The following is a 16,906-nucleotide window of genomic DNA, read 5'->3' on the forward strand; positions in this document are numbered from 1 at the left end:
ACGATTATGATTAACAAACGTTTACTTATAAAACACTTACTAGCTCATAACGATGAGAACAGTTTTTATGATAAAAAACGTAAAATTGATATTAGCCAAAAAGAAGGAAAAGCTAAGTTTTTAAAGCATATTTGCGCACTTTCTAACAGCAACCCTAAAAACAACTCGTACATTGTTATTGGTGTGGAAGATGAAGACAATAATATTGTTGGCGTAGATTTTTTTGACGATAGCAAAATACAAAACCTTATTAACGCTTACCTTACTAACCCGCCAATTGTACAATACGAAAATATTCCCTTTCCACATTTACCAGACCACAAAGTGGTTGGTTTAGTTACTATTAGGCCTATAGATAGTATTACATCGCTTAGAAAAAACATTTGGAAATATTATGGCGGATCGGTTTTTTTTAGAGACGGTAGCATAAGCATGCCTAAAGTTTTTGACATAGAAATTACAGATACAAATTCTAAAATTGTTGAGTCTATAGAAAACCATGCTCAAAATAACATAGAACACACTTTAAATGGTGTTTTCGATTTTATGAATAACCGTGTAGATTTTAATCCTAAATACAAAGTTTTTAAGGAGTATTTTGTAATGTGTTGGTCTGGTAAAAAGAAGGTTGTAAAAACAGAAACCTTTTTTTCTAGAGTGGATATTGAGTTAATTAACGAACAAGTTCGACTTTTTTTCTCTGCTCTAGACGAGGTTTCTATAACTTATAACGACGATAGTTTCTCTATTATAGAATATGTAAACCTAGGGCTTCAAAATAAATTTAAATATTACCCATTAGAAAAAACCACTATTCGTTTTGAAGATAATGCTAGCTACTCCATAGACTCTAAACTTTTATTTGAACCTCCGCAATTTGATAAAAAAACACTGCATCATATATACAATACAAATAATGCGCTTTTAGAGAAATTAAAAAAAAATATAACGCTTACAAAAAGTGAAGAATTCGATTTACAAAACTTACCTGCAACGTATTTAATTTGTTATTTAAATTTATTTCACGATGCTAAAAACAAGTTAAACGAAGCTAAGCCATATATAAAAGCTTACAGCAGAAAAACATACAACCTTTACAAAGAGTCTATTCGTATTTTACGCAAAGTAAAATACAGTTAATATTAACAAATGTTAATAAATTTAACCTTAAATTAACCTTAGGAGAGATTTTGTATACAAAAAATGATTATTTTTGCCTCGCTATTAATCATTTTACACATAACCTTGTTTCTTACATTTTTATAAATGTTGCTGAAACAAGGTTTTTTTTTATATTTTTTTACCACCTTATAAGGAGTAAAAATTTTACCGTTTAACTATAAAACAGACTAGCTAATAAACGCGTTAGGGATTGATGCGACATCCTTTTTAAAACCTAAAATAGATAATACTTAAATTTTAGTACTAAGCTTAACAGCATAAAACAACCTCGCTTTGCTAACAATACTGTTTTAAAAAGATATAGCGGAAAGCCCGACCCTTGTGGTAACGCCAAAAAAACTAGATAAAGCTTAATTGTTTAAAGGATTTGCTAAGCACTTTTTTATCGTCTACCTGTAACCACTTATTTAATACAGTGGCATAAATGGCTCTAAAATCTATTTCGAATTTTAAATCGCCATTACCATCCAAATCGCTTAAACTACTCATGTTGTTATACAAGCCTTGTTTTTGTAGTTGATTACCAATAATAAACACATTATTTGCTGTACCATGGTCTGTACCTACATTTGCGTTTTGCTTTACACGACGTCCAAATTCTGAAAATGTTAAAATTAAAGTGTCGTTAAAAGTGCCATTATCTTTTAAATCTTGCACAAAAGCCTCTATACTTTTCGCATAAATATTTAACAATCGCTTTTGTGTATTTAGTTGGTTTACATGGGTATCGAAACCACTTAAAGATCCGTAAAACACTTTGGTATCTAGCCCAGAATTAATAAAACTTGCTGTAGTTTTTAATTGATTACCAAACTTATTATTTGGGTATTCTTTTTTTGATGTAAACGTTTTACTGGTTTGATAAATGTATTTGGCTGAAGACTCGGCAGCTATCATGGTTTTATACAAATATCCTAAATTATGCTCGCTTAAATGTGCGTTATTTTGATTACTGCGTATGCCTTTAAAATAAGGGTCTTTAGATAGGTTATAAAATGCTTTTGGGTCTTGGGTTGCAATGGCGTTCATGGTTTCGCCTTTCATGGCCAACGATAAACTTTCGTCTATCTCGATAGCACTGTAAGGTTGTTTTGCATAATTATCTAAATAACGCCCAATCCATCCGCTTTGCGAATATTTATTAGAGTCGGTAGCGGTGTGCCAAATATCGGTAGATCTAAAATGCGATCTATTTGGGTTTGGGTAGCCTACATTATTAATTACGGTTAAATTACCTTGGTCGTATAAACTTTTTAAAGGTGTTAAACTAGGATGCAAACCAACCTCGTCGTTAATTTTTATAACGTCTTTTTTAAGTATACCTAATGTTGGTCGCTCTTTGTAATACAAGTCGTTTCTGTAAGGTATTATCGTGTTTAAACCATCGTTACCACCAGAAAGCTGAATAATTACTAAACGTTTATAACCAAAGCTTTCGCTAGCTACTTGCTCGAACGCTTTTACAAAGCTAGGAACAAAAAACAGGCTACTTGCCAAACTTGAATTTTTTAAAAATTTTCTTCTGTCCATAATTAACACATTTGATATTCTGGTAAAGACATGAGTTGTATACAATATTCTTGCTTAGAAACCTTGGCCAATGTATTTAAATACGTTGCTGCTTCTGGGTTTAATGGGCAAGAAATTATATGTGCTACCAAACTTTCTACCTCTACACTTTTAAAATTTTTATTGAAAAACTCCCAATTGGCATTGGTTTGATAAAACTTACCAAATCGTTTTTTAAACATCGCTTTTTGCGCCTGGACATTATGCTCTTGCCCTTCTTTTGCTTTAGATATGTAAGCGTTGTTTAATAATAAAGACGGTAATTTTAACCTAAGCACTATGGTATTGCTATCTATCCAATTGCGACCACCTTTCCAACCTGCTACATTTGGCGGATCTAAAAGCACTTGCCCCAGTAGTTTTTGAAGGTACAACAACCTTTTATTTGTTTTAAATTGAAATGGCACAATGGTTTTTATGCCTACTATAAACTCTATTGGCGATTTTATTTTTGTTCCTATATTTTTATCGTCGTAAAACCAATTAGACATTAACACAAAACGCATTAGTTTTTTAATATTATAATCTGGATAAAACGTGTTTACCATTTGGCTTATATGCGACTGATCTAAATTTTCGTTTACAAAATAGCTGTATATTTTTTCGCAAATATATTTAGCACACTGTTTTTCTTCTAAAATAATATCGATAATATCTTCGCCCGAAAAATTACCCGTTTTACCAAAAAAGGTTTTATTAGTATTGTCGTGCTGACGTTGGCGTAAAACAAATTCTCCTTGTAAATTATGGCTGTACCCCGTAAAAGCCTTTGCACTTTCTTTTATATCGGTTTCTGTGTAATTACCAACTCCAAGTGTAAACAACTCCATAAGTTCGCGAGCAAAATTTTCGTTTGGCTTTTGTTTTCTGTTTTGCTTGGTGTTTAAATATTTTGTCATGGCTGCCTCTTTAGAAATAGCATTTACAAAATCTTTAAAATTACCTAAAGCATGTTTGCGCAAGGTGTTATGAAAGTTTTGAGCGTATAAAAAATTATTGTCTTTACACACAAAATGATTAGCCCAGAACAAGGTCATTTTTTCACGTAATATTTCGTCTGTGTTAGACAACCTATTTATCCAAGCAACATTAAGTTGCTTTGTTTTTTCTCGGCTTAATTTCTGAACTTTCATTCTATTAGCCTTTATAGTTTCTAAAGACCCACTTAACAACGCTTGAATATCTGCAGTATCAACAGTTAAAGGAGTGACAGAATCTGAAGCCTTTAATAAACTATTTACAACCTCTGCTTTCTTCTTTTTAGATAAGTTTTTTAATTTTGTTGGTAAAATACCAAAACCTACCCGCCAATATAAATGTTGAATATGATTGCTTTTCATCTGAAAAATATTAAAATAAATGAACCTTAGTATTTACTTTGACTCCAAATTACAAAAAAGGTTTAATATTAACGCTTTTTGAAGCTACACAAGTTTTGTTAAAACTAAAAATTGATATTTAAAACACAGCTATAGTACATTAAAAAACAAAAAACCGTTTCAAAAAAAAATGAAACGGTTTTTAACTATTTAGAACAAGCTATTAATTAAGTTCTATTTACCACCATCTAGCTCGTCTTGCCATTTTAAAAGCGCTTCCCACTTACCTTGATAAGCTAGTTCTGCTTGTTTTGGCCACGTGCCTGGTTTATGTATTTTAAAACGATCTCCGCCAGAATTTAAAATGGTTTGACATTTCTCTACCGTACATTCTGATAATGCCTTCCAGGTATTAACGCCATGATTATGAAACAATTCTTGAATTTTTGGACCAATACCCTCTACAAGAGTTAAATCGTTTTCTTTTACTTTTTTTCCAAAAATAGCTTTTGCAGCAGCAGCATCAAAAGACACCAAAGCTACAGATGCAGCAGAAAAAGATGTTGCTAAAGAATCCTTTACAGACTTTAAATCGGACTCTAAGGTAGACATTGACGTGGTTAATGCTAATTCACGCCCTTTACAAGCATCCAATTCGGCTTTTAAAGTAGCTACTTCTCCTTGACACTCTTCATCATTTCCTCCAGAAAGCTTACCCAATAAGTAGCCTAAAATAGCACAAATAGCACCAACTAATAAAGGGATTAATATACACCAATTCATAATTTTATATTTTTAAGTTTTAGTTAATTGTAATTTCTGTTCTTCTGTTTTCTGCTCTACCAGCTTGGGTTGCGTTATCTGCAATAGGAATAGCCTGTCCTTTAGAAAGCGCTTCTATATTAGCTTCCAAAATGCCATTTTTAATTAAATAGTCTTTTGCAAAATCTGCACGTTGCTTGCCCAGAATAATGTTTTTATCTGCATTACCAGTATTATCTGTATGGCCAACTACTTGAATTTTTACACCTAATTTATCCACACAATGCGAAATATCTGCTATTTTTTGACGTTGCGACGGTGTAAGATTAATAGATGCTTGCCCTGTTTGAAAGTGTAACACTAAAGGGTTTGCTCTTATAGCATCGCAAGCTGTTTTTAACGCATCTATAGACGATGTGTCCGACGCGTCTATGGTTAACATACCAAAAGCTACTGGACCAAACAAAGTATTATTTACATCTGGGTTTATGGCATCGTTTAACTTACCTCGTGTATCAATTTGTTTTGATGGCACGCCATGTAATACTAAATAATTTTTAACCTCGTTTGCTCTAGCCAATCCAAGATTTGGATATGCCGAATTGTTTTTCTCATCACTTTTATAAAATCCTACAACATCAACTGTTTTTAAAGGGTTTGATAAAAGATATTCTTTAAGTTCTAAAACTCCTTTTTCTACTTGGTCTGCAACAGGGTTTAAAATTGAAAAATTCGACGTTTTAAAATTAAAATTGTCATTTTGTTTTATACTAAAATTGCCATCTGCATCTGTAATTGCAAAAGCATTTCTAGTCGCGTCTTTAATTTTAGGCGCATCTACCTGTTTAGTCTCAACCGTTTTGTTTTTACAATTTTCTTTGCCACAACAAATGCTACAACATAAAAAGTAATACAAAATAGTACCAAGAATAATAGTGAGTAGAATACCTAAAAGATAAGCTGTTTTTTTACTCATTTTAAGTTAGTTTTATACAGTTAGTTACACAAGTAGCTACAGTGTGCTACTTTAAGCTCACTTATTAAGAAACATAAAAACCAAAAAAGTCACATTCTAGAAAGAACATGACTTTAAAAACTATTATTTTTTTATGCTTTACAAATTGAATTTTATACCCTGTGCCAGAGGTAACTCTGTAGTATAATTTATAGTATTGGTTTGACGACGCATGTAAACTTTCCAAGCATCCGAACCAGATTCTCTACCGCCTCCTGTATCTTTTTCTCCCCCAAAAGCACCTCCAATTTCGGCGCCAGAAGTTCCTATATTTACATTAGCAATGCCACAGTCTGACCCTTGAACAGACAAGAAACGCTCTGCTTCTCTTAAATTATTAGTCATAATCGCAGAACTTAAGCCTTGTGCTACTTCATTTTGAATATTAATAGCGTTTTCAACACCACCCGAATATTTTAACAAGTATAAAACAGGAGCAAAAGTTTCGTGTTGTACAATTTTAAAATGAGATTGTGCCTCTGCAATAGCAGGCTTTACATAACACCCACTCTCGTAACCTTTACCTTTTAAAACAGCACCTTCTACAACTACATTTCCACCTTCTTCCACAACTCTAGATAAAGCATCACTATACATTTTTACAGCATCAATGTCTATTAAAGGCCCCACATGATTATTTTCATCTAACGGATTTCCTATTCGCAATTGCTTATAAGCATCAACAACAGCTGTTTTAACTTTATCGTAAACAGACTCGTGTATAATTAAACGCCTTGTAGAGGTACAACGTTGTCCAGCTGTACCAACAGCTCCAAAAACAGCTCCAATAATAGTCATTTTTATATCGGCATCTGGTGTTACAATTATTGCATTGTTTCCACCTAATTCTAATAACGATTTACCTAAACGCCCTGCAACTTCTTTAGCTACAATTTTACCCATTCTGGTAGAACCTGTTGCAGAAACTAAAGGAATACGCGTATCCTTCGTTATAAACTCACCTACCTTATAATCGCCATTTATTAAACATGATATCCCTTCTGGTAAATTATTTTCTGCAAAAACTTGGGCTGCTATGTTTTGGCAAGCCACACCACAAAGAGGTGTTTTTTCGCTAGGTTTCCAAATACAAACATCGCCACAAATCCATGCCAAAGCTGTGTTCCACGCCCAAACTGCTACAGGAAAATTAAAGGCAGAAATAATACCAACTACACCCAATGCATGGTATTGCTCGTACATACGGTGCCCTGGCCTTTCAGAATGCATGGTAAGTCCGTGAAGTTGGCGAGATAAACCTACAGCAAAATCGCAGATATCAATCATTTCTTGTACTTCTCCTAAACCTTCTTGATAGCTTTTACCCATTTCGTAAGACACTAATTTGCCTAACGCTTCCTTTTTCTCTCTTAATTTATCTCCAAATTGGCGCACAATTTCTCCACGCTGTGGTGCAGGTATAGTACGCCATGTTTTAAACGCACTAGTTGCAGCATCTATTACTTTTTTGTAATCTGCTTCTGTTGTTGTTTTTACTTTTCCAATTAACTGTCCATCTACTGGCGAATAACTTTCAATAATCGAACCGCTAGAAAAACGATTTGTTCCTGTAGATGTTCCTTCATTTGTATGTTTAACACCTAAAACTTCTAGTGCTACATCTATACCAAATTCAGTTGCTATTGTATTCATAAATTATCGATTTGTTAGTTATATCATTATTTATTGCGAATATACTAATTAATAAGTCGTTTTTATTAAAATAAACATGTAATTAAATAGTTAACTTAGCTTACTCATTAACTTATACTACCATGAAAAAAACCGCCTTACTTTTACTTACTCTAATTTTAGTTTACACTTGTAAAAGCGAACAAAAAACTTCTCTTAAAAGCACAACAAACCAGCCTATTAAGGCTACATTCTCTATAATCATTCATGGTGGCGCAGGTAGCATAAGACCAGATAACTTATCTAAAGAAAAAGAAATTGAATATCAACAAAAACTAGAAGAAGCTATTAAAGTAGGACATGACATTTTAAAAAATGGAGGTACAAGTTTAGACGCAGTACAAAAAACAATAACTATTTTAGAAGATTCTCCACTCTTTAATGCTGGAAAAGGTGCTGTTTTTACTCACGAAGGACACAATGAACATGATGCCTCGATAATGGATGGAAAAACTTTAAACGCAGGTGCTTCTGCTGGCACAAAAACAGTTAAAAACCCTATTAATTTAGCTCGAGCAATTATGGAAAAATCGCCTCATGTTATGCTTTCTGGCAAAGGCGCAGAAACTTTTGCTAAAGAACAAGGTTTAAACCTCGTAGATCCTAAATATTTTTCTACAGAAAAGGCATTAAAATCTTTAGAGCGGGTTAAAGCATCAGAAAAAAATAAAATGGCATCCTTTTTTAATACAGATTTACAAGATTCTAAATTTGGTACTGTTGGCTGCGCTGCATTAGACAAGTATGGCAATTTAGCCTCTGGAACATCTACTGGGGGAATGACTAACAAACGTTGGGGACGCATAGGCGACTCTCCTATTATTGGAGCAGGCACTTATGCCAATAATAACACCTGCGCCATTTCTTGTACTGGTTGGGGCGAGTTTTTTATTAGAGGCATGGTTGCTCACGATATCTCTACACTCATGGCATACAAAGGTTTAAGCTTAAAAGAAGCTTCGCGTTTAGTAATCCATAAAAAATTAAAAGATTTAGGTGGCAATGGTGGTATTATTGCTGTAGATAAAAATGGTAATTTTGCTATGGAGTTTAATACCCAAGGCATGTTTAGAGCTACCATGAACCATAAAGGCGAGCTATACATAGGCATGTTTAAAAATTAACTTTAAGAACTATTTAACAAAACCTTAAAATCTAAACCTAAAAATTTACACGTACCTTTATTAACAAGAATCAACGTACACTTGTTGTATTGCCTATACTCGTTCATTTTCAATCAAATCGCATTAAATCATGACTTTAAAAAAGATTATCACCTTCGTTTTACTTATTTCAGCAGTTATATCCTGTAAAAAGAAAGAAGTAAACACCAATAATATTTTTAAGTTTAAAGATTATATAAGCTATACAACATCTGGATTAGTATCTGTAACAAGCCCTATACAAATAAATCTATCTAAAACAGTTGAAGGGTGGGAAGTGGGCCAAGAAATAACCAGTAATTTTATAAGTATAAAACCTTATATAGAAGGTAAATTAAAAGTTGGAAATAACCATACATTGCTTTTTACTCCAGACGAAACCCTAGAACCAGATACCGAGTACGCAGTAACAGTAGCTCTTGATAAAATTTATAAAAACACGCCTAAAGATTTTGGTAAATACACCTTTCAATTTAAAACCATAAAACCAAACTTTAATATTGTTACCAATAATTTACAATCTTACAGTAAAAAATGGCAATATATAGAGGGTACTATTAAATCTTCGGATATTATTACTCTCGAAAATGCAAAACAACTTGTTAAGGCATCTCAAAACGAAAAAAAATTAAATATCGTTTTTAATCAAGCCAATACAAAAAGCAAATACTTCGAGTTTAAAATAGATAGTATTAATAGGCTAATTGACGACAGCTCTATACTTATAGCATGGAATGGCAAGGCCATTGATGCAGAAAACAATGGAGAAAACAATATTGTTATTCCGGGTATAAACAACTTCACCATTACAAAAACCGAAGTTGTACAATCGCCAGAACAATACGTATCTATAAATTTTTCCGATCCTATAAAAAAGCAACAAAACTTTGACGGATTGGTAACTATTCAAAAATCAAAAAACCCAAAATTTATAGTTAACGGTAATGTTTTAAAAGTATACCCAAATAATAAATTGGTTGGCAATATTGAGGTAAGCGTATTTCAAGGCATAAAAAACACCGATGGTTTTAAACTAAAAAAACCGTTTTCTGAAACTATTGCATTCCAATCTTTAAAACCACAAGTACGCTTAATTAGTAATGGTACTATTCTACCTAACTCGCAAGAATTAAAATTTAATTTTGAAGCTGTTAATTTAAAAGCTGTAGATGTTAGAATAATTAAAATATTTGAAGACAATATACTTCAGTTTTTACAAGACAATAATTTAAACAGTAATAACGATCATCAAATTAAAAGAGTAGGAAGACGCATAGCAAAACAAACTATTCCGCTAGTTTCTGCAACAGAAAACACAGGAAAATGGAAAGCTTACAGCGTAGATTTGTCTACGTTTTTTAAAGCAGACCCTGGTGCTATATACAGAGTAGAAGTTAGTTTTAACAAAAGCTATTCTTTATACAATTGCGAAGCTAGCAATACAACTACAGCAAGCACAACTAACGAAAACGATTACTACCAAGAAGATAATGCCAGTATAGATAACGAAAATAAAGAGCTACTAGAAGAAGCCTACTGGAACAACTTAACATACCGCTATAAAACCTATACTTACAATTGGCGCGAAGAAAACAACCCTTGCCACGATGCGTATTACAATAAAAACAAAGAAGTTTCGCAAAACTTAATAGCATCAAATTTAGGTGTCATTGCAAAACAAGGTTCTAACAACTCGTACTACTTTGCTGTTACTAATATTTTAAATACAAACCCAGAAGCCAACGCTACTATTACACTTTACAATTTTCAAACTCAAGCTTTAGAAAGTGCAAAAACAGACGAAGAGGGCTTAGCTATTATTGATGCAGAAAAGCATGCATCGTTCGCCATTGTTACCAAAAACAACAATACCAGCTATATAAAACTAAGCGACGGAAACTCGTTATCGTTAAGTAAATTTGATGTATCTGGAAACCATTTACAACGCGGACTTAAAGGTTATATTTACGGAGAGCGTGGTGTATGGAGACCTGGCGACTCGTTACACTTAACCTTTATACTAAACGATAAAGCAAATAAACTACCAAAACAACACCCTGTTAAGTTGGAAGTAACAAACCCTAACGGTAAATTGGTTTACAAAAAAGTAACAACCAATAACGTTAACAACTTTTTTAAATTCACAGTACCAACAGCAACCGAAAATAAAACGGGGAATTACAGCGCCAAAGTATCGGTTGGAGGAGCTACATTTTACAAAGGCTTAAAAATTGAAACCGTTAAGCCTAACCGATTAAAAATAAAGGTAGATTTTAATAACGAAATACTTACTAATAACCAACCCCTTAAAGGAACATTAAATGTTAAGTGGCTACATGGCGCTCCTGGAAAAAACCTCAAAACAGAAATTAAAGCAAAATTTAGCAGCGCTCACACAGCCTTTAAGAACTATAAAAACTACACCTTTAACGACCCTACTAGAAAATTTGAAGTTGAAGAAATACATGTTTTCGATGGCAAAGTAAACGAAGAAGGTTTAGCACAAATAAACAAAAAGCTATCTGTAAAAAACAATGCTCCAGGCATGTTAAACGTTCAGTTTTTAGTACGTGCTTTCGAAAACGGAGGCGATTTCTCTATGGATGCCTTTACTAAACAATATGCGCCATACACGTCTTTTGTTGGCTTAAATTCGCCTAAAGGCAATGCTTACGGATCTTACCATACAGACGAAAACCAAACCTTTAATGTTGTGGTAGTTAACACCAAAGGAAACCCTATAAAACGTAAAAATTTAAAAGTTAAAATATACAAAGTAGAATGGCGTTGGTGGTGGAACTCATCATACGAAAACCTATCGAGCTATGTGTCTAACAAATATCACAGACCCTATTTAGACACAACTATTAATACCGATGCTAATGGCAAAGGAAGCTTTAACATAAAAATACCAAATAACGAACGCGGACGCTATTTAATTCGTATTGAAGATCCTGTTAGTGGTCATGCTACAGGAAGAACAGCTTATTTTTACAAAAACTGGTGGCAAAACGCAACGTCGGGTAACAAAGACGCAGCAAAAATGCTCGTATTTTCTGCCGATAAAGAAACCTATAATGTTGGAGAAACAGCAAAAATAACTTTTCAATCTGGTAGCGAAGGTCGAGCGCTAGTTAGTGTAGAAAATGGCACCGAAGTTTTAAATTACAAATGGGTAAAAACTAAAAAAGGAGAAACTACTGTAGATATTCCTATTGCTAAAGATATGGCTCCAAACGTATTTGTAAACATTTCACTTTTACAACCACATGCCATAACATCCAACGATTTACCAATTAGGTTATATGGTGTAATCCCTGTTATGGTAGAAGATCCAAATACAAAATTAGAACCCGAACTAAATATGCCAAACGTTTTGCGTCCAGAACAAAAGTTTGACCTAAAAATTTCAGAAAAAAACAAAAAAGCCATGACTTACAGCATTGCTGTGGTAGAAGAAGGTTTATTAGATTTAACACGATTTAAAACCCCAAACGCTTGGCATTCTTTTTATGCTCGCGAAGCTTTAGGTGTAAAAACTTGGGATATTTTTGACGATGTAATTGGCGCCTATTCTGGTAGTGCAGATCAAGTATTTGCTATTGGTGGAGATGGTAATGCTGCAGCAGGAAAAAACAAAAAAGCCAATCGCTTTAAACCTGTGGTTACTTATTTAGGCCCTTTTAACTTAAAAGCTGGCGAGAAAAAAACACATAGTATAAAAATACCTAATTACATTGGCTCTGTACGTACAATGGTTGTTGCTGGAAATAACACAACCGAAGCTTATGGTAGCACAGACAAATCGGTTCAAGTAAAAAAACCATTAATGGTACTCGCATCGCTTCCACGAAAATTAAGCCCAGGAGAAAAAGTAACATTACCAGTAACCGTTTTTGCTATGGAGCCTAAAGTAAAAAATGTAAACATTCGTTTAAAACTTAGTAATGGCATATCGATAGTTGGAGAAACTACAAAAGCTTTAAATTTTACAAAGCCAGACGAACAAATGACCTACTTTAAACTAGATGTAAGCAAAGCAAAAGGCATAAATACAGTTGAAGTAATTGCCACAGGTAATGGAGAAAAATCGACCTACAAAGTAGAGCTTGATGTTATAAATCCAAACCCTATAACCTCGAAACCTATAGACAAATCTTTAGAAGCTAAAGCATCAGAAAACATTGTCTTTTCAACGTTTGGAGTTACTGGGTCTAATAGTGCTACGGTAGAGTTCTCAACCTTACCTCCAATGAGTTTTTCTAGAAGGATGCAATATTTAATTCAGTATCCGCACGGCTGCTTAGAGCAAACCACATCTAGTATTTTTCCGCAGTTATTTTTAAATGATATTTTCGATTTAACCGCAAACAAAAAGCAAGAAATTCAAAATAATATTGAAAATGGTATAAAACGCTTAGGTCACTTTCAAAGACCTCATGGCGGTATGAGCTATTGGATGGGAGAAAACCAAGCAGACGATTGGGGCACAAGCTATGCTGGTCATTTTTTAATTGAAGCAGAAAAGAAAGGCTTTGTACTCCCGTTAACCTTTAAAAATAATTGGATAGCCTACCAAAAGCAGGCAGCTAGAGACTGGAGACCAAGCTATAGAAAATATAATTCTGACTTAGCGCAAGCCTACAGGCTCTACACCTTAGCCCTTGCAGGCAAACCAGATTTATCGAGCATGAATAGGTTACGAGAGTTTTCAGAATTATCTAACGAAGCAAAGTGGCGTTTAGCAGCTGCTTATGCTCTAGCTGGCCAAACCGAAGCTAGTAACTCTATTTTACAAACAGCAAATATAGAGTTTAAACCAAATAAATATAATTATTACACCTATGGATCTGTAGACAGAAACAGAGCTATGGCCCTAGAAACCATGGTACTAATTAAAAGCAAAAAAACGCGCGAAATAGCACAATATATTGCTAAAGATTTATCGAGCAACCGCTGGATGAGCACACAAACCACTGCATATAGCTTATTAGCTATGGCAAAAATGGTTAACGCCAATGGCGGAAAAGCTTTAAAACTTAAGTTTGACATAAATGGAACTAGAGAAACTATTACTACAAAAAATGCTATAGCCCAACGAGAGCTAAAAATTAACGATGGCGATAACACTATAACTGTAACAAACCAAAACGACAATGTAGTTTATGTACGCGTTTTAAACTCAGGAAAACTCCCGCTAGGTCAAGAATTAGCAGAACAACGCGGTTTAAGCATAAGCTACACTTATAAAGATTTAAAGGGCAATGCTATAAATGTATCCGAATTAAAACAAGGTCAAGATTTTGTAGCTACCGTTTTAGTAAGCAACCTTAAAAACGAATCTGTAAACAACATTGCTTTAACACAGGCTTTCCCTTCTGGTTGGGAAATTGTAAACACGCGCTTTACAGATTTTGGAAGCTCCACAACAAGCCAAGCCCGTTTTACAGATATTAGAGACGACCGTGTTAATTTTTATTTCGATTTACCAAAAAAAGGAAAACACAGTACTAAAACTTTTAATATAATGTTAAACGCCTCGTATTTAGGCTCGTATTATTTACCTGGTATTCAAGCAGAGGCCATGTATGACAACGACTATTTAGTTAGAACAAAAGGAAAATGGGTAACTATTGTTAAATAAAGATTTAAAACCATTATTACATTAAATAACAAGAAACCACTGATGCTTTTTTGTGTTGTTACGCATATGCAACACAAAAAAGTTTCTACCTCAAATTATTATAATGACAATCTTTTAAAAGAGCGTGCTTTTAAGTGAAAAAAATAATCAACTACATAAAACATCATAAAATAAAATCGGTATTGGTTTTTATAATATGTGTAGCCTATTACTTCTGCTTACCAAATCCGCTTTTTAAAGACCCTACAGCAACAGTAATTAACAGCTCTAACAACACCTTATTAGGTGCACAAATTGCTAAAGATGGCCAATGGCGTTTCCCGCAAAATGATAGTGTTCCAGAAAAATTTAAAACCTGTATTATACAATTTGAAGACGAATATTTTTATAATCACCCTGGTTTTAATCCCATTTCTATTTTTAAAGCATTAAGAGAAAACACCAAATCTGGTAAAATAAAACGAGGAGGCAGCACCATTACCCAACAAGTTATTAGACTGTCTAGAAAAGGAAATTCTAGAACATATTTCGAAAAAATAATAGAAATTATTCTTGCCACACGTTTAGAATTTAAAGTATCTAAAAATAAAATTTTAGCATACTACAGTAGTAATGCTCCTTTTGGCGGTAATGTTGTTGGGCTAGACGCTGCTGCATGGCGCTATTTTAACCAAAACGCCAACAATTTATCTTGGGCAGAAAATGCAACACTTGCTGTTTTACCAAATGCACCAAGCTTAATTTACCCTGGCAAAAACCAAGAATTATTACTTAAAAAACGTAACCGTTTACTAAAAAAACTACTCGACAAATCTATTTTAGACACGCTAACCTATCAACTTTCTATTGCCGAAAGCTTACCACAAAAACCATATGCATTACCACAAAAGGCTCCACATTTATTGCAAAAAATTGCAAAATTGCACTATGGTAAACGCATAAAAACAACAATAGATTACAATTTACAAGCTAAAACAAACACCATAGTTAAAAACCATTATAATTTATTAAGTGAAAACGAAATTTACAACAGTGCTGTTTTAATTTTAGACGTAAAAACAAGACAAGTTTTAACCTATGTAGGCAATGCACCAACAGATAAAGCTCACCAAAAAGATGTAGATATTATTGATAAACCTAGAAGTACAGGCAGCATTTTAAAACCTTTTTTATACGCTGCCATGCTAGATGCAGGCGACTTATTACCAAACACACTAGTTGCCGATGTACCTACACAATTTGGAAGTTACACCCCCGAAAATTACAATAAAACCTTTGATGGCGCTGTGCCTGCAAGCAAGGCATTATCGCGCTCTTTAAACATTCCTGCAGTTAAAATGCTTCAAAGTTTTGGACTGGATAGGTTTCATCATTATTTAAAAGCCTTAAAACTTAAAGACTTAAAATATAATGCCAACCATTATGGGTTATCTTTAATTCTTGGTGGTGCAGAAAGTAATTTATGGGATTTATGTAAAAACTACGCAGCCATGTCGTCTACATTAAATCATTTTTCTAATAATTCGAGCACCTATCTATCTAACGAGTTTTGCGAACCCACTTTTTTAGCTTCGGATGTCAAACATTTTGGAAAAAATACAACCGACAAAACTCTCTTTGACGCAGCATCTATATACTTAACTTACGAAAGCCTAAAGAAAGTAAATCGGCCTGAAGGCGACGAAAGTTGGGAGTTTTTTGACGATTCTAAACAAATAGCATGGAAAACCGGTACCAGTTTTGGTTTTCGCGATGCTTGGGCTATTGGCACCACAAAAGACTATGTAGTTGGTGTTTGGGTTGGCAATGCCGATGGCGAAGGCAGACCAGGTTTAGTTGGTGTACAAACTGCAGCTCCTATTTTATTTGATGTTTTCGATATTTTACCCAACAGCAATTGGTTTGCAAAACCTTTTGACGAGATGCAAGAGGTTTCTATTTGTAACAAAAGTGGCTATCGTGCTTCTACAAACTGCGACCAAGTTACACCACAACACATCCAAATAAGCGGTTTAAAAACAAAACCTTGTCCGTATCACAAATTAATTCATTTAGACAAAACAGAAACCTTTCAAGTTAATACCTCTTGCGAAAATTTAAACAATATAACACATAAATCGTGGTTTGTTTTGCCACCTTTAATGGAGCACTATTACAAAACTAAAAACCCATTTTACAAAACTTTACCAAAATTTAGAACAGATTGCCTAGGTACAAATCAAACTTCTATAGCTTTTATTTACCCAAAACAAGGCAATACTATTTTTTTACCAAAAGATTTTGATGGCAAAACCAACCAACTTATTTTAAAAATCGCCCATTCTAAACCAGAAAGCACTGTACATTGGTATGTAAATAAAACCTTTGTTGGCAGCACAAAAAATATACACGAATTAGCCATTTCTCCTAAAAAAGGCAAGCACATTATTACGGTTGTTGATGAGTTTGGAAACCAAAAAAAACAGACTATTAATATATCAGAATAATTCCTACACGACACTTCATCCTATATTTTTTTAAAAAAATTAACCAATTATCGATAAAATACGCATTATGACGA

At 33.7% G+C, this 16,906-nt stretch carries 9 protein-coding genes; 4 read left to right on the top strand and 5 right to left on the bottom strand.

What is annotated here, in order from left to right; genetic code table 11:
• Window positions 1-6: 6 nt before the first annotated feature.
• Window positions 7-1,140: an ATP-binding protein gene (locus ABD715_RS08575; RefSeq protein WP_344787749.1), complete on the top strand. Its 1,134-nt coding sequence runs from the start codon at window positions 7-9 to the stop codon at window positions 1,138-1,140.
• 381 nt (window positions 1,141-1,521) lie between these two features.
• On the opposite strand, the gene ABD715_RS08580 is transcribed toward ABD715_RS08575, so the two are convergent.
• The 5 genes from ABD715_RS08580 to amaB all read right to left on the bottom strand — a co-directional run bounded on the left by ABD715_RS08580 (window position 1,522) and on the right by amaB (window position 7,500).
• Window positions 1,522-2,712, bottom strand: coding sequence for a DUF1501 domain-containing protein (locus tag ABD715_RS08580; protein ID WP_344787750.1), 1,191 nt, complete (start codon window positions 2,710-2,712; stop codon window positions 1,522-1,524).
• Between the two features lie 2 nt (window positions 2,713-2,714).
• Window positions 2,715-4,091, bottom strand: coding sequence for a DUF1800 domain-containing protein (locus ABD715_RS08585; protein ID WP_344787751.1), 1,377 nt, complete (start codon window positions 4,089-4,091; stop codon window positions 2,715-2,717).
• 213 nt (window positions 4,092-4,304) lie between these two features.
• Window positions 4,305-4,853 carry a hypothetical protein gene (locus ABD715_RS08590; RefSeq protein ID WP_344787752.1) on the bottom strand — a complete coding sequence of 183 codons (549 nt, stop codon included), beginning with the start codon at window positions 4,851-4,853 and terminating at the stop codon, window positions 4,305-4,307.
• A gap of 19 nt (window positions 4,854-4,872) precedes the next feature.
• Window positions 4,873-5,808 (bottom strand): OmpA family protein, encoded by a 936-nt coding sequence (locus ABD715_RS08595; protein ID WP_344787753.1) that lies wholly within the window; start codon window positions 5,806-5,808, stop codon window positions 4,873-4,875.
• Window positions 5,809-5,946: 138 nt separating this feature from the next.
• On the bottom strand, window positions 5,947-7,500 hold the full coding sequence (gene amaB / locus ABD715_RS08600; protein ID WP_344787754.1) for an L-piperidine-6-carboxylate dehydrogenase: 1,554 nt from the start codon (window positions 7,498-7,500) through the stop codon (window positions 5,947-5,949).
• Window positions 7,501-7,622: 122 nt separating this feature from the next.
• Between amaB and ABD715_RS08605 the strand changes: the two genes are divergently transcribed.
• The 3 genes from ABD715_RS08605 (at window position 7,623) to pbpC (ending at window position 16,832) form a co-directional block, all read left to right on the top strand.
• A complete protein-coding gene (locus ABD715_RS08605) occupies window positions 7,623-8,663 on the top strand; it encodes an isoaspartyl peptidase/L-asparaginase family protein (protein ID WP_344787755.1) in 1,041 nt (346 codons plus the stop codon).
• Window positions 8,664-8,793: 130 nt separating this feature from the next.
• Window positions 8,794-14,346 carry an alpha-2-macroglobulin family protein gene (locus tag ABD715_RS08610; protein WP_344787756.1) on the top strand — a complete coding sequence of 1,851 codons (5,553 nt, stop codon included), beginning with the start codon at window positions 8,794-8,796 and terminating at the stop codon, window positions 14,344-14,346.
• A 134-nt stretch (window positions 14,347-14,480) separates the two neighbouring features.
• The gene (pbpC, locus tag ABD715_RS08615) at window positions 14,481-16,832 is read left to right on the top strand and encodes a penicillin-binding protein 1C (RefSeq protein ID WP_344787758.1); all 2,352 of its coding nucleotides are present in this window, start codon (window positions 14,481-14,483) and stop codon (window positions 16,830-16,832) included.
• The last annotated feature ends 74 nt before the right edge of the window (window positions 16,833-16,906 follow it).

Origin of the sequence: Postechiella marina (genome assembly GCF_039538365.1) — a bacterium.
Lineage (GTDB): Bacteria > Bacteroidota > Bacteroidia > Flavobacteriales > Flavobacteriaceae > Postechiella > Postechiella marina.

Coding starts and splice junctions, on each gene's coding strand:
- ABD715_RS08575 (WP_344787749.1), top strand. CDS start 7: ATGATTAACAAACGTTTACTTATAAAACACTTACTAGCTCATAACGAT.
- ABD715_RS08580 (WP_344787750.1), bottom strand. CDS start 2,712: ATGGACAGAAGAAAATTTTTAAAAAATTCAAGTTTGGCAAGTAGCCTG.
- ABD715_RS08585 (WP_344787751.1), bottom strand. CDS start 4,091: ATGAAAAGCAATCATATTCAACATTTATATTGGCGGGTAGGTTTTGGT.
- ABD715_RS08590 (WP_344787752.1), bottom strand. CDS start 4,853: ATGAATTGGTGTATATTAATCCCTTTATTAGTTGGTGCTATTTGTGCT.
- ABD715_RS08595 (WP_344787753.1), bottom strand. CDS start 5,808: ATGAGTAAAAAAACAGCTTATCTTTTAGGTATTCTACTCACTATTATT.
- amaB (WP_344787754.1), bottom strand. CDS start 7,500: ATGAATACAATAGCAACTGAATTTGGTATAGATGTAGCACTAGAAGTT.
- ABD715_RS08605 (WP_344787755.1), top strand. CDS start 7,623: ATGAAAAAAACCGCCTTACTTTTACTTACTCTAATTTTAGTTTACACT.
- ABD715_RS08610 (WP_344787756.1), top strand. CDS start 8,794: ATGACTTTAAAAAAGATTATCACCTTCGTTTTACTTATTTCAGCAGTT.